We start from the raw sequence: 26,660 nt of genomic DNA, 5'->3' as shown, positions 1-26,660 counted from the left end.
GTCTCCTGATATCCGTTCAGAGCAGCGACGTGCCGCCCCAACCATCGGGTCGTTCGGCACTCCACCTCATGGAAAAATAAGGCAAATGCATGACCCCAAAACTTCGGGTTCACCTGTTACATCGCAGCGTTCAAGATATCCAGCATTTCTTTGGCGATTTGCGACGCAATTTCATGTGCCGCGGAAAGAAATGCCCCCTGCGTGTTGGAATTGGTCGACCCCATGCTAATCTCCGGCATGAATCATGCCCGTTTTCGCGGAATTCAAGGATCGCCGAATGCTCCGGATCGCCATCCCTCTCGTCCTCTCGTTGCTGTGCGGCACCGTCGCCGCTGAGCCGCTGCACGGCATAGCAATGCATGGCGGGCCGGCCTTGCCGGCTGACTATAAGCACTTTCCCTACGTCAATCCCGACGTGAAAAAAGGCGGCAAGATCACCTATGGCGTCGTCGGCACTTTCGACAACCTCAACCCGTTCATCCTGAAGAGCATGCGCACGACAGCGCGCGGGATGTGGGATCCGGAATATGGAAACCTCGTCTACGAATCGCTGATGCAGCGCTCCCGGGATGAACCATTCACGCTTTACGGCCTGCTTGCCGAAACCGTCGAATGGGACGACGACAGAAGCTTCATCCAGTTCAACCTCAATCCGAAGGCGAAATGGTCCGATGGTCAGCCGGTGACACCGGAGGACGTCATGTTCTCCTTCGAGCTGATGCGTGACAAGGGACGCGTGCCCTATTCAGAACGCTTAAAAGTCGTCGCCAAGATGGAGAAGGTTGGCGAACACAGCGTGCGCTTCACTTTCAATGAGAAAGCTGACCGCGAGACGCCGCTGATTTTCGGCCTTTTCCCGGTATTGCCGAAACATGCGATCGATCCGGAAAGCTTCGACCGTACGTCGCTGACGCCGCCGGTCGGTTCCGGTCCCTATAAGGTGAAGACGGTGAAACCCGGCGAGAGTATCACATATGAGCGCGATCCAACCTACTGGGGCAAGGATATTCCGGCGAAGGTGGGGACCGACAATTACGACCAGATAACCGTTCAATATTTTCTGCAGGATACAACGCTGTTCGAGGCCTTCAAGAAGGGGGACGTCGACCTCTATCCCGATGGCAATCCCGGCCATTGGGCTAACGCTTACAATTTCCCGGCGGCCACCTCTGGGGCCGTCATCAAGGACGTGTTCACGCCGAAACTGCCAAGCGGCATGCTCGGTTTCGTGTTCAACACGCGCCGGCCGATCTTTGCCGATCCAAAGGTGCGCGAAGGCCTGTCGCTGGTGTTCGATTTCGAATGGGCGAACAAGAACCTCTATTCCGGCGCCTACAAGCGCACCCAGAGTTTCTGGCAGAATTCCGAGCTTTCGAGCTTCGGTGTTCCCGCCAGTTCAGCTGAGCTGGCTCTGCTGGGACCGATCAAGGACAAGATCGCGCCGGAGATTCTGAACGGGACCTATAAACTGCCGGTTACCGACGGCTCCGGCCGTGACCGCAACGTGCTGAAGCAGGCGGTCGGATTGTTGAAACAGGGCGGCTATACGATCCAGGGCGGCAAGATGGTCGACGCCTCCGGCCACCAACTCGCGTTCGAGATCATGACGCAGAATGCCGACCAGGAGAAGCTTGCCGTCGCCTATCAGCGTTCGCTGCAGACGATCGGCATTGCGGCTTCGATTCGCACAGTCGATGATTCGCAGTATCAGAGCCGGACGAACAGCTTCGATTACGACATGATCATCAAGTCCTATACTTCGTCGCTGTCGCCTGGAACCGAGCAACTCGGCCGCTGGTCTTCGGCAGCGCGCACTCAAGAGGGCAAGGATAGCTTTGCCGGCGCCAATGATCCCGATCTCGACACGCTGATTGATCACGTATTGCGAGCACGCTCGAAAGAGGATTTCACTGCCGCCGTGCGCTCTTACGATCGGTTGCTGCTATCCAGCCATTACGTGCTGCCGCTGTATCATATGGACCAGCAGTGGGTTGCCCGCAGCCAGCGCATCGGCCATCCCGACGCGGTACCGCTTTACGGCTACCAGCTGCCGGTCTGGTGGGATACAAGCGCCCAATAGAAGCGGCCGAAATACTTCGGCCCAATGTCTCTTCCGGAGACACACAGAAGGAACATCATCATGGAGCGCATCACCATCGACGTCGTCTCGGATGTCGTCTGCCCCTGGTGCTATCTCGGCAAGGCACGGCTGGAACTCGCCATCGCCGAAGTGCAGGACGAGATCGGCGTCGACATCAACTGGCGGCCATATAGGCTCAATCCGGACTACCCGAAGGAAGGCGTCGACCAGAAGAAGGCGCTGGCTGAGAAGCTCGGGGGCGAGGAGCGCGTGGCGCAGGCGCACAAGATGCTGACCGACTACGGTCGCGAGGTCGGCATCGCCTTCGATTTCGCGGCGATCAAGATCGGCCCGAACACGCTCGACGCCCACCGGCTGATCCACTGGGCGATGATCGAAGGCCGCGAGAAGCAGGACAAGGTCGTCACCGCCCTGTTCAAGGCGAATTTCGAGGAAGGCCGCAATGTCGGCGACCATGCGGTGCTGCTCGACATCGCCGAGAAGGCCGGCCTCGACCGGTCGGTCATCGCCTCGCTGCTTGCGTCCAATGCCGATAGCGATCTGATCGTCGCCGAAATCAAGGCGGCACAGGAGATGGGCGTCAACGGCGTGCCGTTCTTCATCTTCGACCAGCAATATGCCGTGAGCGGCGCGCAGACGCCTGACGTGCTGGCGAACGCATTGCGCGACATCGCAAGGGCAAAGGCCGAGGCGCGATCGGGGCTGAACTGAGCCCATCGATGCGAATCGAGATCGAAGAGCCGCGGCAGAGCTGGGTCGAGGATTTTGCGATCCTCAAATCCGCCATCATTGGAGCAGCACCCGCCGGGGCATACCTGCATCACATCGGCTCGACCGCAGTTCCCGGGCTTCCCGCCAAAAATATCGTCGATATTCAGCTGACGGTGAACGATCTCGCTGACGTCGACGCCGACGCATTTGAAGAGGCGGGCTTCGAGCGCAGGCCGATCCTCATTGATCACTGCCCTCCGGGACTTGATTTGCCGGAAGACGACCTGCGCAAGGCCTTCTATCGCAGCAAGGGGCGTCCGGCGAATCTGCACATCCGCGAGAAAGGCCGTTTCAATCAGCGATATTCTCTTCTTTGCCGCGACTTCCTGCGCGCCCATCCGATAGCGGCAGGCGCCTACGCCCTGATCAAGCAGCGGCGCCAAAGGTTTCCAGACGACGTCGATTTCTACTACGACATCAAGGATCCGGTGTTCGACATCATCATGGACGGCGCCAATGACTGGGCAAAGCTGATCGGCTGGTCAGAACCGCCAGGGGACTAGCATGGTTGACGTATTCGTCGCTAAGTAGCTAATCTGCACTAAACAAGCGGTGTTGAAGCTTTATTCCTGCCCCGTCAACGATCTTTGCAACTTGGTTGTAGAAGCCTAAGGCCAGCTGGCTAGGTGGATATTTGCATACGACGTCTATCAGCACTGCCCGGCCTTTGGCGTCAGGGTATACCTCCAACATCTCTCCGCTCTCAACAAAGCGCAGATAGCTCTTGAGCTTTTCTTGCAGCAACAGAAGGTGCTCATCAACTCTTACCGTCCACTCAAGGTGATCCGTGATAGTCAGCACCAGCTCGCCTGTCGCGTCATCTACACCGATGGCATCAACTACGTTCGTTTGATCTAGAGACATTCTGATTACGCAACAGGCTAAACTGATCCTAGTGTGAAACTCCGGGGCTTCCAGTTTGGCGCCGCTCAGTCCAAAACCGGAACGCAGCGCACCTCGGTTTTCACCGAATTGGCGATGAAACATTCGTGGTGGGCGCGATGATGCAGGGCGTCGAGCTCGCCGAGCGAAGGCTGCTTTTCGCCGCTGAAGACGACATGCGGCCTTAGCGTCACCACGGTCATGGCAAGACGGCCTTCGCTGTTCTTCTCCATGACGCCCTCGGCGGCATCGGTGTAGCTGTCGACGCAAAAGCCTTGCTTGGCAGCAATCGACAGGAACCAGAGCATGTGGCAGCTGGAGAGCGAGGCGACGAAAGCCTCCTCCGGATCGACCGCATCCTCGGCGGAATAGGGCAACGGAACCACATGCGAGGATGAGGACGCCCTCACCTCGATGCCGCCGTCGAAGGTCCAGCGATGGACGCGGCTGTAGCGGTTGTCGGTGAAGATCTCGCCGTTGCGCTGCCAGGCAATCCTCGCGGCATGTGTCGCCATAGCCGTCTCCCTCTATTGCTTGGCCATCTCGGCCAGTTGCGTCATGATGACTGCCGCGCCCTGCAAGCGCTTCTCAGGCGTCGGCAGGTCGCGGGTCAGAAACAGGCTGTGATCGGGGCGAATCTTCGCCATCGTACCCTGCTTGCCGATATAGGCGACGAGATTTGCCGGGTTCGGAAATTCCTTGTTGCGGAACTGCACGACCACACCCTTCGGGCCGGCGTCGAGTTTTTCGACATTTGCGGTGCGGCAGAGCGACTTGATGTAGACGATCTTCAGGAGATGCTGGACTTCGATCGGCATCGGCCCGAAGCGGTCGATCATCTCGGCGCCGAATCCGTCGATTTCCTTGAGTTCGGTAATCTCGCCCAATCGACGGTAGAGCGCCATACGCAGATGCAGGTCCGGCACGTAATTCTCGGGGATCATCACGGTGGTGCCGACCGAAATTTGCGGCGACCAGCCGGTATCGTGGATTTCGTCGGCACCCTTGACCTCGGCGACAGCCTCTTCCAGCATCTGCTGATAAAGTTCGAAACCGACCTCCTTGATGTGACCTGACTGCTCCTCGCCGAGCAGGTTGCCTGCGCCGCGAATATCGAGGTCGTGGCTTGCGAGCTGAAAGCCGGCGCCGAGCGTATCCAGTGACTGCAGCACCTTCAGCCGGCGCTCGGCCGTCGCCGTCAGCACCTTGTTGACCGGCAGGGTAAAGAGCGCGAAAGCGCGCACCTTCGAACGGCCGACGCGACCGCGCAGCTGATAGAGCTGGGCAAGGCCGAACATATCGGCGCGATGGACGATCAGCGTATTGGCCGTCGGCACGTCGAGGCCGGATTCGACGATGGTGGTCGACAGCAGCACGTCGTAACGGCCTTCATAGAAGGCGTTCATGATGTCTTCCAGTTCGCCGGCCGGCATCTGGCCATGAGCGACGGCGACCTTCAGCTCCGGCACGTCGGACTGCAGGAAGGCGTGCACATCCGCCAGATCGGCAAGCCTCGGGCAGACATAGAAGCTCTGGCCGCCGCGATAGTGCTCGCGCATCAGCGTCTCGCGAATAACTAGGCTGTCGAAGGGCGAGATGAAGGTGCGCACCGCCATGCGATCGACCGGTGGCGTGGTGATCAGCGACAGTTCGCGCACGCCAGTCATGGCGAGCTGCAGCGTGCGCGGGATCGGCGTCGCCGACAGCGTCAGCACATGCACGTCGCTCTTCAGTTCCTTCAGCCGCTCCTTGTGCTTGACGCCGAAATGCTGCTCCTCGTCGATGATCAGCAGGCCGAGATTGGCGAATTTGATGCCGGCGCCGAGCAGCGCATGCGTGCCGACGACGATGTCAGTCTTGCCGTCCGCCACTTCCTTCTTGGTCAGCGCCAGCTCCTTCGATCCGACAAGGCGAGAGGCCTGCTGGACGCGAACCGGCAGGCCGCGGAAACGCTCGGAGAAGGTCTTGAAATGCTGGCGGGCGAGCAAGGTCGTCGGCACGACGACCGCGACCTGGACGCCGTTCATCGCCGCAACGAAAGCGGCGCGCAAGGCCACTTCGGTCTTGCCGAAACCGACATCGCCGCAGACGAGCCGGTCCATCGGCCGGCCGGCGCCGAGGTCGGAACGCACCGCGTCGATGGCGTTGTCCTGGTCCTCGGTCTCGTCATAGGGGAAGCGGGCGGCGAATTCGTCGTAAAGGCCGTCCGGCGCCGTCAGCATCGGCGCATGGCGCGTAAGGCGCTCGGCGGCGATGCGGATCAGCGCATCGGCCATGTCGAGCAGGCGCCGCTTGAGCTTGGCCTTGCGCATCTGCCATGCGCCACCGCCGAGCTTGTCGAGTTGGGCATCGGTGCCCTCGCCGCCGTAGCGCGAGAGAAGATCGATGTTTTCCACCGGCAGGAAGAGTTTGGCCTCGTCGGCATATTGCAGTTCGAGGCATGCATGCGGGGCGCCCGCCGCCTCGATGGTCTTCAGCCCGATGAAACGGCCGATGCCATGTTCGGCATGAACGACGATCGAGCCTTCGTCGAGGCCGGCGACCTCCGAAATGAAATCGGCGGCACGCTTGCGGCGCTTGGAACGGCGCACCATGCGGTCGCCGAGAATATCCTGCTCGCCGATGACGACGAGATCGCCCGCCTCGAAGCCGGATTCGAGATTGAGCACCGCGGCAGCGGCCTCGCCTTTCTCCAGCGAGCGTATATCCTTCAGCGCCTCGACAGGCTTGACCTTTTCCAGGCCGTGCTCGTTCAGAACCTGCAGCAGGCGCTCCAGCGAACCTTCTGTCCAGGCGGTAATGAGCACCTTCGCGCCGGCGGCGCGGCGGTCAGCGACATGCTTGACGACGACGTCGAAGATGTTGATGCGTTCGGCATCCCCTCCGCCTTCGGCATTCGAGCGAGCCCAGCGCTGGCCCTGGCGGGCGTCGACATTGACGACCCGCCTTGCCTCACCCTCGACCTCGTTGAACGGGCTGATGCGGATCGCGCCGAGTGCGTCTAGGGTTTTGGCGAAGAGTTTGCTGTCGAGATAAAGCTGGCCTGGCGTCACCGGCTTGTAGGGCGTGCCCTGGGCCATCTGGCCTTTGGCCGGCTGGCCGGAATTGAGGCGGGCGTCGTAATAGTCGAGGACAAGCTTGGAGCGTTCCTCGGCTGCTTCGCGCACCGTGTGGTCAGTGACGATGCGGAAGCCGCTGAGATAATCGAAGACGGTATCGAGCTTCTCGTAGAAGAGCGGCAGCCAGTGCTCCATGCCGGGATAGCGTCGGCCTTCGGAAACGGCGAGATAAAGCGCATCGTCGCGCGTCGTCGCGCCGAAAGCGGAGAGGTAGTTCTTGCGGAAGCGGCCGATCGTATCCGGCGTCAGCGTCACCTCGCTCATCGGGTTGAGATCGAGGGAGCGCACCTGGCCGGTGGTGCGCTGGCTGGCGGGATCGAAGCTGCGGATACTCTCCAGCGTATCACCGAAGAAATCGAGGCGGACCGGCTCTTCCGAACCGGGCACGAAGACATCGAGAATGCCGCCGCGCACGGCATATTCGCCAACTTCGCGAACGGTCGCGACGCGGTCGAAGCCGTTGCGCTCCAGGCGCCCGGCGAGATCATCCATGCGCAGCTGGTTGCCTGGACGGGCCGAAAAACTCAGGCTTTCGATGACATCATGCGGCGCCACCTTCTGCAGCATGGCGTTGGCGGTGACGAGCACGATCGCGGCATGCGGCTTCTTGCGATGGGCGATGAGGCCGCCGAGTGCGGCAAGCCGGCGCGCCGAGGTATCGGCGCTCGGCGAGACGCGGTCATAGGGCAGACAGTCCCACGCCGGCAGGGTGAGAACCGGAATGTCGGGGGCGACGAAGCCGAGCATCTGTTCCAGATCGGCCATACGATGGCCGTCCGACATGACATAGGCCACCGGCTCTCCCGCTCGGGCAAGCTCGGCGAGCAGCAGCGGTTCGAGGCCGGCGGGCACATTACCGATCGTCAGCGGCTCGGCAATGGCCGCAAGCTTCTTCGCATCAAAACCAGGGATCATTCCGGCGTCCTGAGGGGCTTGTCGAAATCGGGCTTGTAGGCGGCAAGCCTGGCAAACATCGGAGTCTGGAAACGCTCGGGAACTGGCCAGGTTCCCATAATCCAGCGGACCAGATCATTGTCCTCTTCGGCCATAATCGTTTCGAACTCGTCGAGCTCGGCTTCCGACAGCGTCGCGAGCTCGGCTTCGGCGAACTGGCCGAAAACCAGATCCATCTCGCGGATGCCGCGGTGCCAGCAGCGGAAAAGGATCCGGCGGCGGCGCGGGTCGAGACCGGCACTCGTGAGCGTGACACCTGTCATGGCATTACCTTCCTGTTGATGCGCCTCTATAGACCCTCGAAAGCGGCTTGTCAGCCTTGCCAAGGCGGCATTGTTCATCGCATTTTGGCCGCATGCGCCCCGCCATTCTCGATCCGCTGTTTTCTCCTGTTTCGGGCCTTCCGGGCGTCGGCCCGAAGATCGCCGAACTGCTGGTCAAGCTGCTCGGACGCGAGACGCCGGAGGATTGCCGGGTCATCGACCTTTTGTTTCATGCACCCTTCTCGCTGATCGACCGGCGCAATCAGCCGGGGATCGCCCGGGCGCCGCAGGGCGCGATCGTCACCATCACCGCACGTGTCGATCGGCATCAGGTGCCGCCGCGCGGCAAAAGCAATGTCCCCTATCGGGTCTTCCTGCACGACGAGACCGGCGAGCTGACGCTGGTCTTCTTCCGCGGCCAGGCGGCATGGCTGGAAAAGCAGCTGCCCATCGATGCGGAGGTGACGGTCAGCGGCAAGATCGACTGGTTCAACGGCCGCGCCTCGATGGTGCATCCCGACTATATCGTCAAAGCGGAGGAGGCCGAAAGCCTGCCGCTCGTCGAGCCGATCTATCCGCTGACGGCGGGGCTTTCGCCGAAAACGCTGCGCAAGATTGTCGACGCCGCCCTGCCGCGCTTTCCGGAGATGCCGGAATGGATCGACCTGACGCTGACGCAGAAGCAGGGTCTGCCGTCGATCCGTGACAGCTTTCATATGCTGCACGAGCCGCGCGATCCCGCAGATGTCGATCCACAGGCCCCTGCCCGAAGGCGGCTTGCCTATGACGAATTTCTGGCCGGCCAACTGTCGCTCAGCTTGGTGCGCCAGAGGCTGCGCAAAGTGGCGGGCCAGCCGGTGCATGCCACCGGTGCGGTCAGCAGTAAGATCGTGAAGGCGCTGCCCTTCTCGCTCACGTCAAGCCAGAACGATGCGATCGCCGAGATCCTGAAGGACATGGCCGGTCAGGAGCGGATGCTGCGGCTGCTGCAGGGCGATGTCGGCTCCGGCAAGACGCTGGTGGCGCTGATGGCGATGGCGGCGGTGATCGAGGCCGGCGGCCAGGCCGTGCTGATGGCGCCGACCGAAATCCTGGCGCGGCAGCACCACGCGACCATCTCGAAATTCGCCGCCTCCGCCGGCCTCGGCATCGAAGTGCTGACCGGGCGCACCAAAGGGCGCGAACGCGAAGACATCCTGGAACGCATCGGCTCCGGCGCAGCGCAGATCATCATCGGCACGCATGCGCTATTTCAGGAGAGCGTCAGTTACGCAAACCTGATGCTCGCCGTCGTCGACGAGCAGCACCGTTTCGGCGTTCACCAGCGCCTGCGGCTGACGGCGAAGGGCATCTCGCCGCATATGCTTGTCATGACCGCGACGCCTATCCCTCGCACGCTTGTGCTGGCTGCCTTCGGCGACATGGACGTTTCCAAACTCACCGAGAAGCCGGCCGGCCGCAAGCCGATCCAGACAATCACCGTGCCGATGGAACGAACAGGCGAAATCGTCGGGCGGTTGCGGGGGGCGATCGCTGAAGGCAAGAAGGCCTACTGGATCTGCCCGCTGGTCGAGGAGTCCGAAGAACTAGACCTGATGTCGGCGGAGGAGCGGCATGCGACGCTCGTCTCCGCGCTCGGTCCCGATATCGGCCTCATCCACGGTCGTATGAGCGGCGCGGAGAAGGATGCGGCGATGATGGCCTTCAAGAACGGCGAGACCCGCCTTCTCGTCGCCACCACCGTCGTCGAGGTCGGCGTCGACGTGCCCGATGCGACGATCATGGTGATCGAACATGCCGAACGCTTCGGCATGGCGCAACTGCATCAGCTGCGCGGCCGCGTCGGGCGCGGCGATGAGGCTTCGACCTGCATCCTGCTCTATAAGGGGCCGCTCGGCGAAACCGGCCATTCCCGGCTTTCGATCATGCGGGAGACGGAGGACGGTTTTCGCATCGCCGAAGAGGATCTGAAGCTGCGCGGCGAAGGCGAATTGCTCGGCACAAGGCAATCCGGCACACCGGGTTTTCGCATTGCCAGCCTCGAGGCGCATGCCGATCTGCTTGAAATTGCTCGTAAGGATGCGGCCTACCTCATTGAGCGCGATCCGGAACTGACCAGCGAAAGAGGACAGGCGATCCGCACCCTGCTCTATCTCTTCCGCCGAGATGAGGCGATCCGGTTTCTGAGAGCAGGATGAAGCGCGCCACTACGCGCCATGCATGGCGTTATCGCAAAACCGCTAAACACTTTTGGGCGACATGCATCAATCAGCCTTGGAAACCGCCACCGGCTTCGGCCGCGGCAAATGCTTCGGCTTCGGCTCGGACTGAGGGATTTCAGGAGCCACGAGCCCGCCTGAGATCAGGAATTTAGCCGCGTCTTCCGGCGACATATCGAGCAACACGATCTTCTCGCGCGGCACGAAGACGAGGAAACCGGCGGTCGGCACCGGAGTCGGCGGCAGGAAGACCGCGACCATATCCTGGCCCATGGCGTTGAACTTCGAAGCGATCTCGCCCTTGGCATCGGTGGCCACGAAAACCAGCGCCCAGAGGCCGGGACTGGGATATTCGATGAGGCCGACTTTCTTGAAAGAGTTCGACTGCTCCTTCAGCACCGTTTCGAAAATCTGCTTCACGCTTCTATAGATCGTGCGCACCAGCGGCATGCGCTGGACGACCGATTCGCCGAAACCGACGATGCTCTGGCCGATCAGGTTCTTGCCGAGAAAACCGACAACGGTGATCAGCACGACGGCCGTCAGCAGGCCGAAACCGGGAATGGCGAAATTGAGATAGCTTTCCGGATTCCAGCGCGCCGGAATATAGGGCCTGACCCAGCTGTCCGACCAGTGGATGAAGGTCCAGGTCAGCCAGATGGTAATCGCGATCGGCGCGCAGATGATCAGGCCTGCGAGAAAATTATTCCTCAGCCGGGTCGCGACCGGCATTCTGGGGGTGTTGTCGGTCATCTCTCCTGATGAGCTCCATCTCAGTCGTGGACAGGCCGGAACGCCGGCCTTTCCCCCTTGTCCGCACACCAAAATTGCCAGAATTCGAGGGTGCGCACAATATGTTTCGCAGCGAAGACAGCGGCCTTGCAGGCTTATTCCACTGTTACTGATTTCGCCAGGTTGCGCGGCTGATCGACGTCGGTGCCCATGAAAACGGCAGTGTGATAGGCGAGCAGCTGGATCGGCAGCGAAAAGATCATAGGCGCGATGATTTCGTCGACGACAGGCAGGGTAATCGTTGCCATGGTCGGCAGTTTCGAGGCCGCCGCACCCGCCTCGTCGGTGATGAAAATGATGCGGCCGCCGCGGGCAGCGACCTCCTGCATATTGGAGACGGTCTTCTCGAAGAAGCGGTCGTAGGGTGCAATGACGATAACCGGCATGTTCTCGTCGATCAGCGCGATCGGCCCGTGCTTCAACTCACCGGCGGCATAGCCTTCGGCGTGGATATAGGAAATTTCCTTGAGCTTCAGCGCGCCTTCCATGGCGAGCGGGAAGCTGGTGCCGCGGCCGAGATAGAGCACGTCCCTGCATTTCGACAGTTCGCGCGACAGGCTTTCCATCTGCGGCTGGATAAGATTCAGCACCCTGCTCATGATGCGCGGCATCTCGGCGAGATGGCGCACCAGCGCCCTCTCCTCCTCAGCACTCACCGTGCCGCGCGCCTTGCCGGCGCCGATCGCCAGCGACGCCAGCACGGCGAGCTGGCAGGTGAAGGCCTTGGTCGAGGCGACGCCGATTTCGGGACCGGCCATGATCGGGAAGACGGCGTCGGATTCGCGGGCAATCGTCGATTCGCGCACATTGACGACAGCGCCGATCTTCAAGCCGTTGTCGCGGCAATAACGCAGCGATGCCAGCGTATCGGCGGTCTCGCCCGACTGGGAGATGAAGAGTGCGGCCTGCGATGGCGAGAGCGGCATTTCGCGGTAGCGGAATTCGGAGGCGACGTCGATCTCAACAGGCAGGCGGGCATAACGCTCGAACCAGTATTTGCCGACAAGGCCTGCGAGGTAGGCGGTGCCGCAGGCCGAAATCGCAAGGCTGCTTGCCGCCTTGAAATCGATCGCGGCGGCATTGGCGCCGATCGTGTTCTCGGCGAAATCCACATAGTGGCTGAGCGCGTGGGAGATCACCTCCGGCTGCTCGTAGATTTCCTTTTCCATGAAATGGCGGTGATTGCCCTTGTCGACGACATAGGCGGTCGCCTGCGAGATCTGGCGGGCTCGTTTGACCGGCTTTCCGGCAAAATCGAGCACGGCGACGCCGTCGCGCGTGATGAGGGCGCAATCGCCGTCGGCCAGATAGGTGATCTCGTTGGTGAAGGGCGAAAGCGCAATCGCATCCGACCCCAGGAACATCTCGCCACGGCCGTAGCCGACGGCAAGCGGCGGGCCTGAGCGGGCGGCCATGATCGTGCCGGGATCGGCCTTGAGCATGACGGCCAGCGCATAGGCGCCGGTCACCCGGTTCAGCATCTTCAACATGGCGGCGCGCGGCTCGAGCCCCTCGCGCAGATATTTCGCCATCAGATGGGCAACGACTTCGGTATCGGTCTGAGTGTCGAAGACCGCGCCGTCTTCGGTCAGTTCATCGCGAAGCTCGGAGAAATTTTCGATGATGCCGTTATGAACGACGGCCACGCCTTCAACGAAATGCGGATGGGCATTGGTCTCGTTGGGTACGCCGTGTGTTGCCCAGCGCGTATGGGCAATACCGACCGCACCAAGCAAGGGTTCGGCGTCGAGGCGCTTTTCCAGATTGAAGAGCTTGCCCTCGGCGCGGCGGCGATCCATCACGCCCTCGTGGATGGTGGCGACACCGGCAGAATCATAACCGCGATATTCCAGGCGCTTCAGCGCATCGACCAGGCGCCCGGCGACAGGCTGAGTTCCGACGATCCCCACAATTCCGCACATGCAATATCCCCATAAGGCTTCAATATTGAGGCCAGTCCTAAAGATTTTCGCTTATTTCTCAATCGGTACCGCGGTCACTTTGAATTTCCGCCGGTTACGCAAAGCGGGCTTAAACCTTGGGCTTCTTCGCCGCCTTTATGGCGAGCGCACGCTCGCGCAACAGCGTCGCGCGGCCGGGCTTGATCTCCTGGCGGGCGCGTCCGAGCGCCAGCGCATCGGCCGGCACGTTGGCGGTGATGACGCTGCCGGAGGCGATATAGGCGCCGTCACCGATCGTCACCGGCGCGACCAGCGAGGAATTGGATCCGATGAAGGCGTTTTGCCCGATCACCGTTTCGCTCTTGTTGACCCCGTCATAATTGCAGGTGATCGTGCCCGCACCGATATTGCTGCCGGCACCGACGACAGCATCGCCGATATAAGTCAGATGGTTGACCTTGGCGCCCTCGCCAATCCGGCCGTTCTTGACCTCGCAGAAATTGCCGACCTTCGAACCGTTGGCGAGATCGGCACCCGGCCTCAGCCGCGCAAAGGGGCCGACGGTCGCGCCTTCGCTGACATGGGCGCCCTCGATATGCGAGAAGGAGTGGATGATGGCGCCGCTGTCGATCACGGCACCGGGTCCAAAGACCACGTTCGGCTCAATCAGCGCGTCTTGGGCGATGACGGTGTCGTAGGAGAGGAACACCGTTTCCGGCGCGATCATCGTAACGCCTGCGAGCATCATCTCGCGGCGGCGACGCTCCTGCCAAAAGCGTTCGATGACGGCGAGTTCGGCGCGGTTGTTGCAGCCGGTCATCTCGATTTCAGGAGCGTCGACAGCGGTGACGCGGCCACCGAGCGAACGGGCAATCTCGACGAGATCGGTCAGATAGAATTCGCCCTTGGCATTGGCATTGCCGATGCGCGAGAGAAGATCGAGCGCCTTGCGGCCGTTGATCGCCATCAATCCGCTGTTGCACCAGGTCACAGCCCGCTCGGCGTCGGTCGCGTCCTTCTCCTCGCGGATGGCGATGAGTTCGCCGTCCTTGACGAGCAGGCGGCCATAGCCGGTCGGCCGGTCCGTATGAAAACCGATGACGACGATGTCGCTGCCGTCGGCGAGTCCCTGGCGGGCGGCCTTGAGCGGCCCGTCGGTCTGGAGCGGCACGTCGCCATAGGTAACGAGGATGTCGTCATAGCCTCTGGCGATGGCCTCGCGCGCCGCCAGCACCGCATGGCCAGTGCCGAGGCGTTCCTTCTGCAGACAGGCTTCGATGCCGACACCGTCTATGCTTGCGGCCTTTGCCACCTCCTCGGCATTGCGGCCGACGACGAGGGCGACGGAGGAAATGCCGGCGGAGGCGACCGCCTCGACCACATGGGCGATCATCGGACGGCCGGCGACCGGGTGCAGCACTTTCGATTTCGAAGATTTCATCCGCGTGCTGTCACCGGCGGCAAGGATGACGGCAAGACAAGTACGTTCCATGATCTGCTCCGCGAATCCGCGTGATGAGGCGGCTTTTCTGCCTCATACTGCATAATTCCTGAAATCGGAAATCCATTTCAGGGTTAGATTGCGGGTGAAATCGGCCCCAGGACAACAGGAGAGCCGTGGGCCGCGAAGGCCTCGTGAACGTGATCGCGGCCATCCACGATCACGACCTCCATCGCACGCCGAGCCGCGGCACTGTCGCCCGAAACGATGGCATCGACGATGCGCATGTGGGTATCGGCGATATTGGCGAACCCGTTTTCGGAGGGCGGCGTGCTGATGCGGAACATGCCGACAAGGGCCGCTTCGATGAGGCTGCCGAGGGTGCGCATGAAAGGATTGTGCGAGGCTTCGGCTATCGCCAGGTGAAAGCGCAGGTCGGCGAGCGCCAGGCTGTCGGCCGTATGCCCGCTGGCCGCCATTTCCTGCGCCAGTTCGCGAAGCGTCTCGATTTCCTCGGTGCTGGCGCGCTCGGCGACGAGACCTGCGGCGAAGGGTTCGACGGCAAGGCGGATATCGTAAAGATGCAGCAGGAATTCTTCCGTCACGCCATTATCGAAGTGCCAGGCGATGATTTCGCTGTCGAACATGTTCCAGAGGGTTTTCTCGGTCACGCGCGTGCCAACCCGCGCCTTGGCGACAACCATGCCCTTGGCTGCGAGCGTCTTCATCGTTTCACGCAAGACGGTGCGCGACACCTTGAAGCGTTGAGCCAGTTCGGTATCGCCGGGCAGGATCGAGCCGACCGGATAGGTGCCGGCGACGATTGCCTTACCGAGCTCGTCGACCACCTGTGCATGGCTCGTCCGGGTTCGGCGCCCTGTCTTGCGTGCCTCGATGAATTTGTTGCGCAAAGGACCCGCCCCCCTCAGGCATACCTCTTGTTCAGGCTGGAAAGGAACAGGATCGCCTTCTGCATCAGAATAAATGCAAATAGCAGCAGGCCAATCAGAATCTTCGTCCACCAGCTCGACAGCGTGCCGTCGAAGGTGATGTAGGTCTGAATGAGTCCCTGGATCAGAATCCCGATCAAGGTTCCCGCCACGAAGCCCGCTCCTCCGGTCAGCAGCGTCCCCCCAATGACCACCGCAGCGATGGCGTCAAGTTCGACGCCGACTGCCGCAAGAGAATATCCTGCAGAGGTGTACAGCGAAAAAACGATTCCGGATAGACCAGCGAGAAAACCCGACAGTGCGTAGATTTGGATCGTCGTGCGGCCGACCGGCACGCCCATCAACCGCGCCGTCTGCGGCCCGCCGCCGAGTGCATAGACGTTGGTGCCGAAGCGGGTGCGGTGGGCGATGAAGATGCCGGCGGCAAAGACCAGAAGCATGACTGCGCCGATCAGCGTCAGCCGGCCACCGCCGGGCAGCCGCCAATAGAGGCTCGTCAGCGTGGAATAATAGTCGTGGTTGATCGGAATACTGTCGATCGAGAGCACGAAGGCGATACCGCGCGCCAGGAACATGCCGGCAAGCGTGACGATGAAGGCCGGCATTTCGAGATAGTGGATGATGGCGCCCATGATGGCGCCGAAGGCGGTGGTGATGACGAGGACCAGCGCAAAGGCAAGCAGCGGATGGATCGAGGTGTTCTGCAGGATCACCGCGAGGAACACGCCGGTGAAGGCGATGACCGAACCGATCGACAGATCGATGCCGCCGGAGATGATGACGAAGGTCATACCGACGGCGGCAATGCCGAGGAAGGCATTGTCGGTCAGAAGATTGCCGATGACGCGCGTCGACAGCATGTTCGGGTATTGCAGCGTGCAGCCGGCATAAGCGAGCACGAAGATGACGATGGTCGCAAGCAGCGGCAGATATTTGGAGTTCATTTCGGCTACTCCCTTCCGCCCTGCCGGCGGCTGGCGAAGATGGCGAGCGATTGCACCGCCGGAGACTGAATGACGAGGATCACAATGATAATGACCGCCTTGATGATCAGGTTGAACTCCGGCGGAAATCCGGAGGACAGGATGCCGGTGTTGACCGCCTGGATGATCATTGCGCCGATCAGCGAGCCGACAATGCTGAATCTTCCGCCGAGCAGCGAGTTGCCGCCGACGACGACAGCGAGGATGGCATCAAGCTCCAGCCAGAGACCTGCATTGTTGGCGTCGGCGCCCTTGATGTCGGCCGCGACGATGATACCCGCGATCGAGGCGCAAAGCCCGCTCAGCATATAGACCGCCATCAGCAACACCGGTGTTTGAATGCCGGAAAGCGTGCTGGCGCGGCGGTTGATGCCGACAGCCTCGAGCAGCATGCCGAGCGCCGTGCGGCGAACGAGCAGGATGACGAGAAGACCGACGAGCAGCCAGATGACAACGGGCATCGGCAGGAGCGCCATGGAGCCGCTGCCGAAGAAGATCAGGCCGTCATCGTTGAACGTCAGGATCGCGCCCTCGGTGATGAGCTGGGCAATGCCGCGGCCGGCGACCATCAGCACCAATGTGGCAATGATCGGCTGGATGTTGAGGATCGCCACCAGAAAACCGTTCCAGACGCCGCAGGCAAGCCCGATCGCCAATGTCAGCAAAATCGTGTAGGTCACTGAATTTCCAGACACAATCGACGAAGCTGCAACGGCGCCGCAGATGGCGATGACCGCGCCGACCGACAGGTCGATGCCCTTGGTAGCAATCACCAGCGTCATGCCGATCGCCAACAGGGCCACCGGCGCGCCGCGATTGAGCACGTCGATCAGGCTGCCATAGAGGCGTCCATTTTGAACAACGACATTAAAAAACTGCGGCGACGTTATGAAATTCAACAGAAGAATGACTACGAGTGCGATCAGTTGTGGCGCCAGGCGATAGGCCAGCCCATTGCGAGAGGATTTCATGCATCCTCCTTCTTGTGCTCGGCGGCGGCGATGGCATCGACGATACCGGCTGCGGTGATGCGCTCGCCCGTCAATTCGGCGATATGCTGCCTGTCGCGAAGTACGATGACACGTGAACTATAGGCGACAAGCTCTTCAAGTTCCGAGGAAATTACAATCAATGACATGCCTTCGGCGCAGAGCTGTTCGATGAGCCGGATGATCTCCGCATGGGCGCCGACATCGATGCCGCGGGTTGGCTCGTCGAGGATGAGAAACTTGGGATTGGTTGCCAGCCAGCGGGCGAGGATCGCCTTCTGCTGATTACCGCCGGAGAGCAGCCGGATCGGTTTTTCACGGTCGGTTGTGCGGATATCGAGCGCTTTGATATAGCGGTCGGCGAGCGCGTTCTGCTCGGCGCGCGACAGCGGCCGGGTCCAGCCGCGGCGAGCCTGCAGCGCCAGTGCGATATTTTCCCTGATCGAAAGGTCGCCGACGATGCCATCGGTCTTGCGGTCTTCCGGGCAGAAGCCGAAACCTTTTTCGATTGCGGCGCGCGGGCTGGAAAGGGTGACGGGCTGGCCGTCGATCGTCGCACTGCCGCTATCGGCATGTTCGACGCCGAAGAGCAGCTCGGCGGTTTCGGTGCGCCCGGAACCAAGCAGCCCTGCCACGCCGACCACCTCGCCGGCGCGCACATCGAGATCGAAGGGCTTGACCTTGCCGCGTTTGCCGTAGCCGGAAAAGCGGTACCGGACCTCACCCGCCGCGATGCTGCGTTCCCCGACCGCCTCTTCGGCCTGGGCAAGCTCGCGGCCGAGCATCATGGCGATCAGACCCTGGCGCGGCAACTCGGCGGCGTCGCGGGTGCCGACGAGCTTGCCGTTGCGCAGCACGGTGATGCGATCGCTGATCGCATAGACCTGCTCGAGGAAATGGGTGATGAAGACAATGCCGAGGCCACGCTTCTTCAGGTCCTCAATGATGCGAAAGAGCAGCGCCACTTCTTGGTTGTCCAGGCTTGCCGTCGGCTCGTCCAATATCAGCACCTTGCCGGAGAGATCGACGGCACGGGCGATGGCGACGACCTGCTGGACGGCGACGGAGAAACGGGCAAGTTCGGCGGTGACGTCAATATCGATGCCGTAACCGGCGAGCAGTTCGCGCGCCTTGCGGTTCATCGCACGCACGTCGGTCATGCCGAAACGCCTCGGCTGGCGTCCGAGAAAGAGGTTTTCAGCGACGCTTAGATTGGCGAGGAGGTTGACCTCCTGATAAACGGTCCCGATACCGAGTTTCTGGGCAGCGAGCGTATTGGCCGGATTGATTTCCTGGCCGTCGAGCATCAGGCTGCCGCCGTCGCGATGATAGGCGCCGGTGATGCACTTGATCAGCGTCGATTTTCCGGCGCCGTTCTCGCCGAGAAGCGCATGAACCTCCCCGCGGCGCAACGTGAAATCAACCTTATCAAGGGCGACGGCGCCGGGAAAAAACTTGGATATAGCCGAGGCTGCGAGAATATTCTCGTTATTGTGAACCATGAGGGCTGCTGTGTCCTGATATTGCGCCGTGCGCCCGCGCCAAGACCGGGCTGCCGCCCGATCCGGCACCGGCAGTTCCGCACCGGCCCATTGTGGGCCAGTGCGGTTGCAGGTTCAAATCAGTAGCCCTGACCCTTCTTCTCTTCGTAGACCTTCATCGGATTGTCGGCCGGCGTGTAGAGCTTGGACTCGGTCTGGATCCACTTCGGCGGAGCCTTCTTGTCCTTCAGATAGGCTTCGAGCGCGTCGAAGGCAGGACCAGCCATGTTCGGCGTCAGCTCGACGGTGGCGTTGGACTCGCCTTCCGACATCGCCTTGAAAATATCCGGCACGGCGTCGATAGAGACGACAAGGATATCCTTGCCGGGCTTCAGGCCGGCTTCCTTGATCGCCTGGATGGCGCCGACGGCCATGTCGTCGTTGTGGGCATAGAGCGCGCAGATGTCCTTGCCGCCATTTTCGGCCTTCAGGAAGCTTTCCATGACTTCCTTGCCCTTGGTGCGGGTGAAGTCACCGGTCTGGCTGCGGACGATCTTGAGGTTATCGTGGCCGGCAAGAGCTTCTTCGAAGCCCTTCTTGCGGGCGATCGCCGGCGAGGAACCGGTGGTGCCCTGCAGTTCGACGACATTGCACTTCTTATCGCCAACGGTCTTCACCAGGAAGTCGCCTGCGACCTTGCCTTCATGAACGAGGTCCGAGGTCACGGCCGTCAGGTACAGATCGTCCGGAGCCTTGATGGTGCGATCGAGAAGGATGACCGGGATCTTGGCTTCCTTGGCTTCCTTCAGAACGTCGTCCCAGCCGGTTTCAACAACCGGAGCGATCAGAATGGCATCAACGCCCTGAGCAATGAACGAGCGCAATGCCTTGATCTGATTTTCCTGCTTCTGCTGCGCGTCGGCAAACTTCAGATCGATGCCGCGCTTCTTGGCCTGTTCTTTGGTGACAGTGGTTTCAGCCGCACGCCAGCCCGATTCCGAGCCGATCTGCGAGAAGCCGACCGTCAAGCCGCCAGCCGAAGCCGAACCGAACATGCAAGCAGCCAGAACCGTGGCACTCAAAAGTGCAGTCTTCAATTTCATGATATCCTCCCAATGCCGCTCCTTCGCGGCGCAGCGTCAAAAAATCATATAGTATTACTTTTGGCAATCACTTTTTTTAGCGTTCCAGCAGAAAAAAGGGCGCCCGCCAGGACGCCCTTGGAAGTTGCAGAAAGCCGGGGGAATTATTGCGCCGGCAGTTTGTCGTCCACGCCTTCGACATAGAAGTTCATGCCGAGCAACGTGCCGTCATCGGCCTTCTCGCCAGCCTTCAGCCATGGCGTGCCATCCTGCTTGTTAATCGGGCCGGTGAAGGGATGCAATTCGCCCGACTTGATCTTGGCTTCGGTTTCCTCGGCGAGCTTCTTCACGTCATCTGGCATGTTCGTGTAGGGCGCCATTGTCAGGATGCCGTCCTTGAGGCCATCCCAGCTCTGCTCCGACTTCCAGGTGCCGTCGAGAAGCGCCTTGACGCGCTTGACGTAATAGTTGCCCCAGGTGTCGATGATCGCGGTGAGCTGTACGTTCGGGCCAGCCTTGATCATGTCGGACGCCTGACCGAAGGCCTTTACGCCGCGTTGCTCGGCTACCTGCATCGGAGCGGTCGTGTCCGTGTGTTGGGTGAGAATGTCGACGCCCTGGTCGAGCAGCGCCTTGGCGGCATCGGCTTCCTTGCCAGGGTCGAACCAGGTATTGACCCAGATCACCTTCATCTTGAAGTTGGGATTGACCGACTTGGCGCCGGTTTCGAAGGCGTTGATGCCCATCACCACTTCGGGGATGGGGAACGAGGCGATATAGCCTGCCGTGCCGGTTTTCGACAGCTTGCCGGCGATAATTCCGGCGATATAGCGGCCTTCATAGAAGCGCGAATTGTAGGTCGCGACATTATCTGCGGTCTTGAAGCCGGTCGCATGCTCGAATTTCACTTTCGGGAACTTCTTGGCGACGGCGACAGTCGCGTCCATGTAGCCGAAGGATGTGGTGAAGATCAGCGAGCAGCCGGAGCGGGCCATGCGCTCTATGGCGCGTTCAGCATCCGGACCTTCCGGAACGCTTTCGAGGTAAGATGTTTCGACCTTGTCGGCGAATTCCTTCTCGACCTGCAGACGGCCGTTTTCATGGGCCTGAGTCCAGCCGCCGTCGGTGCGGGTGCCGACGTAGACGAAGCAGACCTTGGTCTTGTCGGCAGCCTCGGCGGCCGAACCGACGCTCAGGACGAGGGCAGCTGTCGCTGCGAGAGCAAGTGCAAGTTTTTTCATTTTGATCCCTGTTGGTTGGAAGTTCGAAACCCGTCTTTTTGTTTTGCTCACCGGTCAGGCACGAAGGCCTTGCCAAGCGAGGCCGGCGTATTGATCAACGTCGTGCGCCGATTATGCGAGATGATGATGAGGACGACAACTGTCGCCGCGTAGGGCAGCATCGACAGGAACTGTGACGGAATGCCGATGCCGAAGGCCTGCGCGTGCAATTGCAGGATCGTCACCGCCCCGAAGAGATAGCCGCCAGCCAGCAGCCGCCAAGGCCGCCATGAGGAGAAGACGACAAGCGCCAGCGCGATCCAGCCCCGCCCTGCCGACATGTTCTCGGTCCATTGCGGCGTATAGATCAGCGACAGCTGCGCCCCTGCAAGGCCGGCACACGCGCCGCCGAACATCACGGCGAGATAACGCGTGCGGATCACGTCGATGCCGAGCGCATGCGCGGAGGCGTGATTATCGCCGATGGCGCGCAACTTCAGGCCGGTGCGGCTCCTGAACAGGAACCAGTTGACGCCGACAACGAGCAGGATCGACAGGTAGAAGATCAGATCCTGCTTGAAGAGGACGGTTCCGACATAAGGAATGGCCGAGAGCACCGGGATTTCAATCGGCAAAAGCCGGATACCGGGCGCGCCGACGAAGGCTTCCCCGAACATGCCGGAAGCACCAAGGCCGAGGATCGTCAGGGCAAGACCTGTCGCCACCTGATTGGTAACGAGCGTCAGCGTCAGGAAGGCGAAGAGCAGTGAAAACAGCCCGCCGCTGACGATGCCGCCGACAATGCCGATATAGGCCGATCCGCTAAGCTGGGCGGCGGCAAAGGCGCCGACGGCGCCGATGATCATCATGCCTTCGACGCCGAGATTGAGAACGCCGGCGCGCTCCGTCACGAGTTCGCCGAGGGCCGCAATGACGAGCGGCGTCGAGGCGGTGATAACAGTCAGCAGAATGGCTTCGAATATGCTCATGCCGCCCCGCCCCTGACCCGCGACCAGATAATGCGGATTTTGTAATAGATCAGCGTATCGCAGGAGAGCACGAAAAAGAGCAGCAGCCCCTGGAAAACACGGGTGACCTTGTCGGAAATGCCGATCGAAAGCTGTGCGGCCTCGCCGCCGAGGTAGGTCAGCGCCAGCACCAGACCCGATGCGACAATGCCGAGCGGGTTGAGGCGGCCGAGGAAGGCGACGATAATGGCGGTGAAGCCATAGCCTGGTGAGATCGCCGGCTGAAGATGGCCGATGGACCCGGAGACCTCGCTGATGCCGGCAAGGCCGGCAAGCGCGCCTGAGAAGAGAAAACTGAACCAGATCATCTTCTTCGCGGAGAAGCCGGCGAAACGCCCTGCCCTTTCCGATTGGCCGAGGACGACGACCTCGAAACCTTTGAGCGTAAAGCGCAGCATGAACCAGACGCCGATCGCCGCGATGATGGCGAAGATGAAGGCCCAATGAGCGCGGCCCGATTCTTCCCAGATCGCCGGCAGCACCGCCTCCGGCGCGAAATCGCGCGAAACAGGAAAGTTGAATCCCTTCGGATCGCGCCAGGCGCCCCGGACCAGCCAGTCGAGGAAAAGCTGGGCGACATAGACCAGCATCAGCGACGTCAGGATCTCATTCGTGTTGAAATGCGCCTTCAACAGCGCCGGAATGGCGGCAAAAAGCGCGCCGCCGAGCGCGCCGAGCAGCAGCATCAACGGCAGGACGAGAGGCGAGTGCCAGTCGTAGAAGACGATCGGCAGGTAGGAACCGGTGATGGCGCCGATAGTGAACTGCCCCTCGGCGCCGATATTCCAGTTGTTGGAGCGATAGCTGACGGCAAGGCCTACGGCGATCAGGATCAGCGGCGCTGCCTTGATCGCCAGTTCGTGCAGCGACCAGACCTCGAGCAGCGGCTCGACAAAGAATGCATCGAGCGCCTCGACGGGGTCTTTGCCGAGCATCGCGAACATCATGGCGCCGAAGGCAAGCGTCAGGGCAAGCGCCAGGAGCGGCGAGACGAAAGCAAAGAGCTTCGAGACGTCGGGACGTTTTTCCAGTTCAATGCGCATGGGCAGTCTCCGCGGCCGAACTGCCTTCATGCAGGCCGCCCATCAGCAGGCCGATCTTTTCGCGGGTCAGTTCGCCGGCCGGATAGGGCCGGGAAAGGCGCCCCTCGGAGATGACGGCGATATCGGTTGCCACTTCGAAGATTTCGTCGAGGTCCTGGCTGATGACGACAACGGCGGAGCCGGCTTTTGCAAGATCGACGAGCGCCTGGCGGATGCGGCTTGCCGCCCCCGCATCGACGCCCCAGGTCGGCTGGTTGACGACGAGGACGGCCGGCTGGCGGTCGAGCTCGCGGCCGACGATGAATTTCTGCAGATTGCCGCCGGAGAGCGAGCCGGCGGCGGGATCGTCACCGCTCTTGCGGACGTCCATCGCTTCGGAAATGCGCCGCGCCGCAGACCTGACCGCGCCCTGCCGGATGATGCCAAGCGCGCCCAGAAAGGCCTTGCGATCCGACTGGCTGCGGGCCAGCACCAGATTGTCGGACAGCTTCATCGCGGAAACGGCAGCGTGCCCGTGCCGCTCCTCCGGCACGAAACCGGCGCCAAGCAGGCGACGCGCGGTAATGCCCTGAGTGCCAACCGGATTCTTGCGGATGATGATCGCTTCGGCTGAGGCAACCGGATACTCGCCCGACAGCGCGTCGAACAACTCGCTCTGGCCGTTGCCAGCGACCCCGGCAATTGCGAGGATTTCGCCCGCACGCACCGTCATGGAGACGTCGCGCAGCGGCATGGCAAAGGGCGTGCGCGGGGAAACCGACAGGTTCGAAACGGCAAGCTGCACCTCGCCCCTGTCGCTACGCTCGGGATGGGTGACCGTCGCCACCTCGCTGCCGACCATCATGCGGGCGAGCGAGGCCGGCGTTTCCTGCCTGGGATCGCAGGCGCCGGTCACCCGGCCATGGCGCAGCACGGTGGCGCGATCGCAGATGCGCTGCACCTCCTCCAGACGGTGGCTGATATAGAGAACCGAGCGCCCCTCGGCGCGCAACTTGAACAGCGTCTCGAACAGCCTGTCGGCCTCCTGCGGCGTCAGCACCGAGGTCGGCTCGTCGAGAATGATCAGCTTCGGGTTCTGCAGCAGCGCCCGGACGATCTCGATGCGCTGGCGCTCGCCGACGGAAAGATCGGCGACATGGGCATGCGGATCGAGCGGCAGGCCGTAAGTGACCGACAGCGCCCTCGCCTCCTCGGCGATCCGATCGATCGGAATGGCATCATCGAGCGACAGCGCGATGTTTTCGGCCACCGTCAGAGCCTCGAACAGCGAGAAATGCTGAAAGACCATGCCGATGCCGTGCTTGCGGGCTTCTCCCGGCGAGGCGATGACGACGGGACTGCCTTCCCAAAAGATCTGCCCGTGCGTCGGCTCGAGAACACCGAACAGCATCTTGACCAAGGTGGACTTGCCTGCGCCATTTTCGCCGAGAAGCGCATGAATCTCGCCCGGCGCTATGTCGAGATCGATGTCATTGCAGGCGGCAAAGCCACCGAAGAACTTCGTCAGCTTCTGGACGGATAACAACGCACCGGAATCCGGCACATTCAATGCAGACACGTTCCCCTCATTTCTTCTGCCAACCGGTCCGTTCGGATCTCATGGAATCAGCAGCGTCGTTCCTGTCGTTTTTCTTGCTTCCAGATCCGCGTGAGCCTGCCCAACCTCACGCAGCGGATAGGTTTGGTTGACATTGATACGCACTTTGTTGCTTTGCACAACATCAAATAGCGCCTTTGCACTATCGTCCAATTCCTGACGCGTGGCGATATAGGTGAAGAGCGTCGGGCGCGTCGCAAAGAGCGACCCTTTCTGAGCCAGCATGGCGAGGGTGAAATTCTCGATCGGCCCGGAAGATTGGCCGAAGGAGGCAAAAAGGCCGCGCGTCTTCAGGCAATCGAGCGACTGTGGAAAAGTATCGCGACCGATCGAATCATAGACGACATCGACACCCTTGCCGCCCGTTATCTCGCGGACGCGGCCGACGAAGTCTTCGCTCTTGTAGTTGATCACATGGTCGTAGCCGTGGGCGAGTGCCAGCTCGACCTTCTCCTTGGATCCAGCCGTGCCGATGACCGTGGCGCCGAGCGCCTTCGCCCACTGGCCCGCGATCAGACCGACTCCGCCGGCTGCGGCGTGGAACAGAAGGACGGTCTGAGGGCCGACCTTGAAGGTGCGGTTCAGGAGATATTCGGCGGTCATGCCCTTCAGCATCATCGCCGCTGCCGTTTCGAGCTCGATGCCGTCAGGCACATGCACCAGATGGCGTGCCTCAATATTGCGCTCGGCGCTATAGGCGCCGTCGGCGCTGGCATAGGCGACCCGGTCGCCCGGTCTGAAATCGGTAACATCGGGGCCCACTGCCGTGACGGTGCCGGCGCCCTCCTTGCCGGTGACAAAGGGAAGGTGCGGTACCTTATAGGAGCCGTTGCGGAAGTAGACATCGATGAAGTTGAGGCCGATCGCCGCCTGCCGGATCTGCACCTCGCCTGCCGCAGGCTGGGGAAGATCGACTTCGACAAAGTCGAAGACATCAGGTCCGCCCGTCTTCGAAAATGAAACCGCCTGCGTTTTCGTCATCTTGGCTGTCCTTCAAGCTTCGCGTCCAAGGGCGGGGAAGAATTGCAGCACCGCGCCGATGACGTAAAGATAGAGCCCGGTCACAATGAAGAGAACGAGCGCCCATTGCGGCGTTTCGAAATGCATCAGCAGCGAATAGACGCCGAGCGCCGACCATAGCAGGAAGACGCCGAGATTGAGCGGGCGCAGTCTTTTCACTCTGACCGGATGGAGGAAATTGATCGGCAGGAAGGTCAGCACCACCGAAATCGTGACGACGGCAAGCGCGGTCGTCGCGCTGGCATCGATGACGAACAGGGTGAAGACGATCATGTTCCAGACGACGGGAAAGCCGGAGAAGAAATACTCGTCGGTCTTCATGCCCATGTCTGCGTAATAGATGGCACTGGAGACGACGATCATGCCGGCGGCGGCGAAGGACCAGGGCTCGCCGATCATGCCGCTCTGGTAGAGCGCGAAGGCCGGCAGGAGCACATAGGTAACGTAATCGATGATATTGTCGAGCGTATCGCCCGACCAGTTCGGCAGCACCTCCTTGACACGCACCTTGCGGGCAATCGGCCCATCGATGCCATCGACCAGTAGAGCCAGACCCAGCCACCAGAACATGTCGATGAAGCGGTGCTCGGCGGCGGCGACCACGCCGAGGAAGGCGAGGAAGGAGCCGGAAGCCGTCAGGATATGAACGGAAAAGGCGCGCATTTCCGCGTAAGGAACACGCTTGTAATTGAAAATCTTCATAACCCCCCGACCGCCTGTCGCGCTCGCCCTGGCAAGCGTGTTTTATCGCCATCATCACCTGACCCTGTTCCTGAATCGGGCTCGACGGCGTAGGTCTTTGTTGTCGCACCGCTTTTGCCGAA

At 61.3% G+C, this 26,660-nt stretch carries 22 protein-coding genes; 4 read left to right on the top strand and 18 right to left on the bottom strand.

Features of this window, described 5'->3' with window-relative positions; translation table 11 throughout:
- The first annotated feature begins 277 nt into the window (after positions 1-277).
- Genes FHT70_RS17110 through FHT70_RS17100 form a run of 3 tightly spaced genes read left to right on the top strand, consistent with a single transcriptional unit; the run spans position 278 to position 3,375 of the window.
- Positions 278-2,080, top strand: a complete 1,803-nt coding sequence (locus FHT70_RS17110; RefSeq protein ID WP_183703286.1) for an extracellular solute-binding protein — start codon at positions 278-280, stop codon at positions 2,078-2,080.
- Between the two features lie 60 nt (positions 2,081-2,140).
- Positions 2,141-2,812, top strand: a complete 672-nt coding sequence (locus FHT70_RS17105) for a DsbA family oxidoreductase (RefSeq protein ID WP_183703282.1) — start codon at positions 2,141-2,143, stop codon at positions 2,810-2,812.
- Between the two features lie 8 nt (positions 2,813-2,820).
- On the top strand, positions 2,821-3,375 hold the full coding sequence (locus FHT70_RS17100) for a GrpB family protein (RefSeq protein WP_183703279.1): 555 nt from the start codon (positions 2,821-2,823) through the stop codon (positions 3,373-3,375).
- Positions 3,376-3,403: 28 nt separating this feature from the next.
- On the opposite strand, the gene FHT70_RS17095 is transcribed toward FHT70_RS17100, so the two are convergent.
- The 4 genes from FHT70_RS17095 to FHT70_RS17080 form a co-directional block, all read right to left on the bottom strand.
- On the bottom strand, positions 3,404-3,736 hold the full coding sequence (locus tag FHT70_RS17095; protein WP_183703276.1) for a DUF6572 domain-containing protein: 333 nt from the start codon (positions 3,734-3,736) through the stop codon (positions 3,404-3,406).
- A 65-nt stretch (positions 3,737-3,801) separates the two neighbouring features.
- Positions 3,802-4,269: an OsmC family protein gene (locus FHT70_RS17090; protein ID WP_183703273.1), complete on the bottom strand. Its 468-nt coding sequence runs from the start codon at positions 4,267-4,269 to the stop codon at positions 3,802-3,804.
- Positions 4,270-4,281: 12 nt separating this feature from the next.
- Positions 4,282-7,788 (bottom strand): transcription-repair coupling factor, encoded by a 3,507-nt coding sequence (gene mfd / locus FHT70_RS17085; RefSeq protein ID WP_183703271.1) that lies wholly within the window; start codon positions 7,786-7,788, stop codon positions 4,282-4,284.
- Positions 7,785-8,090, bottom strand: a complete 306-nt coding sequence (locus tag FHT70_RS17080) for a succinate dehydrogenase assembly factor 2 (protein ID WP_097601123.1) — start codon at positions 8,088-8,090, stop codon at positions 7,785-7,787. Before FHT70_RS17080 ends, mfd begins: the two co-directional genes overlap by 4 nt.
- Before the next feature lie 92 nt (positions 8,091-8,182).
- Between FHT70_RS17080 and recG the strand changes: the two genes are divergently transcribed.
- Positions 8,183-10,288: an ATP-dependent DNA helicase RecG gene (gene recG / locus FHT70_RS17075; protein ID WP_183703269.1), complete on the top strand. Its 2,106-nt coding sequence runs from the start codon at positions 8,183-8,185 to the stop codon at positions 10,286-10,288.
- Positions 10,289-10,354: 66 nt separating this feature from the next.
- Here recG and FHT70_RS17070 read toward each other — a convergent pair whose 3' ends face one another.
- The 14 genes from FHT70_RS17070 to pcsA form a co-directional block, all read right to left on the bottom strand.
- Entirely contained in the window at positions 10,355-11,062 is a 708-nt protein-coding gene (locus FHT70_RS17070; RefSeq protein WP_085778152.1) for a DUF502 domain-containing protein, read from the bottom strand.
- A 134-nt stretch (positions 11,063-11,196) separates the two neighbouring features.
- On the bottom strand, positions 11,197-13,023 hold the full coding sequence (gene glmS, locus FHT70_RS17065) for a glutamine--fructose-6-phosphate transaminase (isomerizing) (protein ID WP_183703267.1): 1,827 nt from the start codon (positions 13,021-13,023) through the stop codon (positions 11,197-11,199).
- A 109-nt stretch (positions 13,024-13,132) separates the two neighbouring features.
- Positions 13,133-14,494, bottom strand: coding sequence for a bifunctional UDP-N-acetylglucosamine diphosphorylase/glucosamine-1-phosphate N-acetyltransferase GlmU (gene glmU, locus FHT70_RS17060; protein WP_183703265.1), 1,362 nt, complete (start codon positions 14,492-14,494; stop codon positions 13,133-13,135).
- An 83-nt stretch (positions 14,495-14,577) separates the two neighbouring features.
- Positions 14,578-15,354 carry a FadR/GntR family transcriptional regulator gene (locus tag FHT70_RS17055; RefSeq protein WP_097601127.1) on the bottom strand — a complete coding sequence of 259 codons (777 nt, stop codon included), beginning with the start codon at positions 15,352-15,354 and terminating at the stop codon, positions 14,578-14,580.
- 14 nt (positions 15,355-15,368) lie between these two features.
- The gene (gene yjfF, locus FHT70_RS17050; protein WP_085778148.1) at positions 15,369-16,337 is read right to left on the bottom strand and encodes a galactofuranose ABC transporter, permease protein YjfF; all 969 of its coding nucleotides are present in this window, start codon (positions 16,335-16,337) and stop codon (positions 15,369-15,371) included.
- 5 nt (positions 16,338-16,342) lie between these two features.
- Positions 16,343-17,347 carry an ABC transporter permease gene (locus FHT70_RS17045; RefSeq protein WP_085778147.1) on the bottom strand — a complete coding sequence of 335 codons (1,005 nt, stop codon included), beginning with the start codon at positions 17,345-17,347 and terminating at the stop codon, positions 16,343-16,345.
- Positions 17,344-18,867, bottom strand: a complete 1,524-nt coding sequence (gene ytfR, locus FHT70_RS17040) for a galactofuranose ABC transporter, ATP-binding protein YtfR (RefSeq protein ID WP_085778146.1) — start codon at positions 18,865-18,867, stop codon at positions 17,344-17,346. Before ytfR ends, FHT70_RS17045 begins: the two co-directional genes overlap by 4 nt.
- A 119-nt stretch (positions 18,868-18,986) precedes the next feature.
- Complete coding sequence (gene ytfQ / locus FHT70_RS17035; protein ID WP_085778145.1) at positions 18,987-19,949, bottom strand: galactofuranose ABC transporter, galactofuranose-binding protein YtfQ; 963 nt, start codon at positions 19,947-19,949, stop codon at positions 18,987-18,989.
- Positions 19,950-20,092: 143 nt separating this feature from the next.
- The gene (locus tag FHT70_RS17030) at positions 20,093-21,169 is read right to left on the bottom strand and encodes a BMP family ABC transporter substrate-binding protein (protein ID WP_183703263.1); all 1,077 of its coding nucleotides are present in this window, start codon (positions 21,167-21,169) and stop codon (positions 20,093-20,095) included.
- A 47-nt stretch (positions 21,170-21,216) separates the two neighbouring features.
- Entirely contained in the window at positions 21,217-22,137 is a 921-nt protein-coding gene (locus FHT70_RS17025) for an ABC transporter permease (protein ID WP_183703261.1), read from the bottom strand.
- On the bottom strand, positions 22,134-23,219 hold the full coding sequence (locus FHT70_RS17020) for an ABC transporter permease (RefSeq protein WP_183703258.1): 1,086 nt from the start codon (positions 23,217-23,219) through the stop codon (positions 22,134-22,136). The genes FHT70_RS17025 and FHT70_RS17020 overlap by 4 nt, the downstream gene beginning before the upstream one ends.
- Positions 23,209-24,777, bottom strand: coding sequence for an ABC transporter ATP-binding protein (locus FHT70_RS17015; protein ID WP_183703255.1), 1,569 nt, complete (start codon positions 24,775-24,777; stop codon positions 23,209-23,211). Before FHT70_RS17015 ends, FHT70_RS17020 begins: the two co-directional genes overlap by 11 nt.
- A 39-nt stretch (positions 24,778-24,816) precedes the next feature.
- Positions 24,817-25,797: a quinone oxidoreductase gene (locus FHT70_RS17010; protein ID WP_183703251.1), complete on the bottom strand. Its 981-nt coding sequence runs from the start codon at positions 25,795-25,797 to the stop codon at positions 24,817-24,819.
- A gap of 12 nt (positions 25,798-25,809) precedes the next feature.
- Positions 25,810-26,538 (bottom strand): phosphatidylcholine synthase, encoded by a 729-nt coding sequence (gene pcsA, locus FHT70_RS17005; protein WP_085778139.1) that lies wholly within the window; start codon positions 26,536-26,538, stop codon positions 25,810-25,812.
- Positions 26,539-26,660 lie beyond the last annotated feature (122 nt).

The sequence above is a fragment of the Rhizobium sp. BK049 genome, assembly GCF_014193135.1.
Lineage (GTDB): Bacteria > Pseudomonadota > Alphaproteobacteria > Rhizobiales > Rhizobiaceae > Rhizobium.
This window is presented reverse-complemented; position numbering and strand designations above follow the sequence as displayed.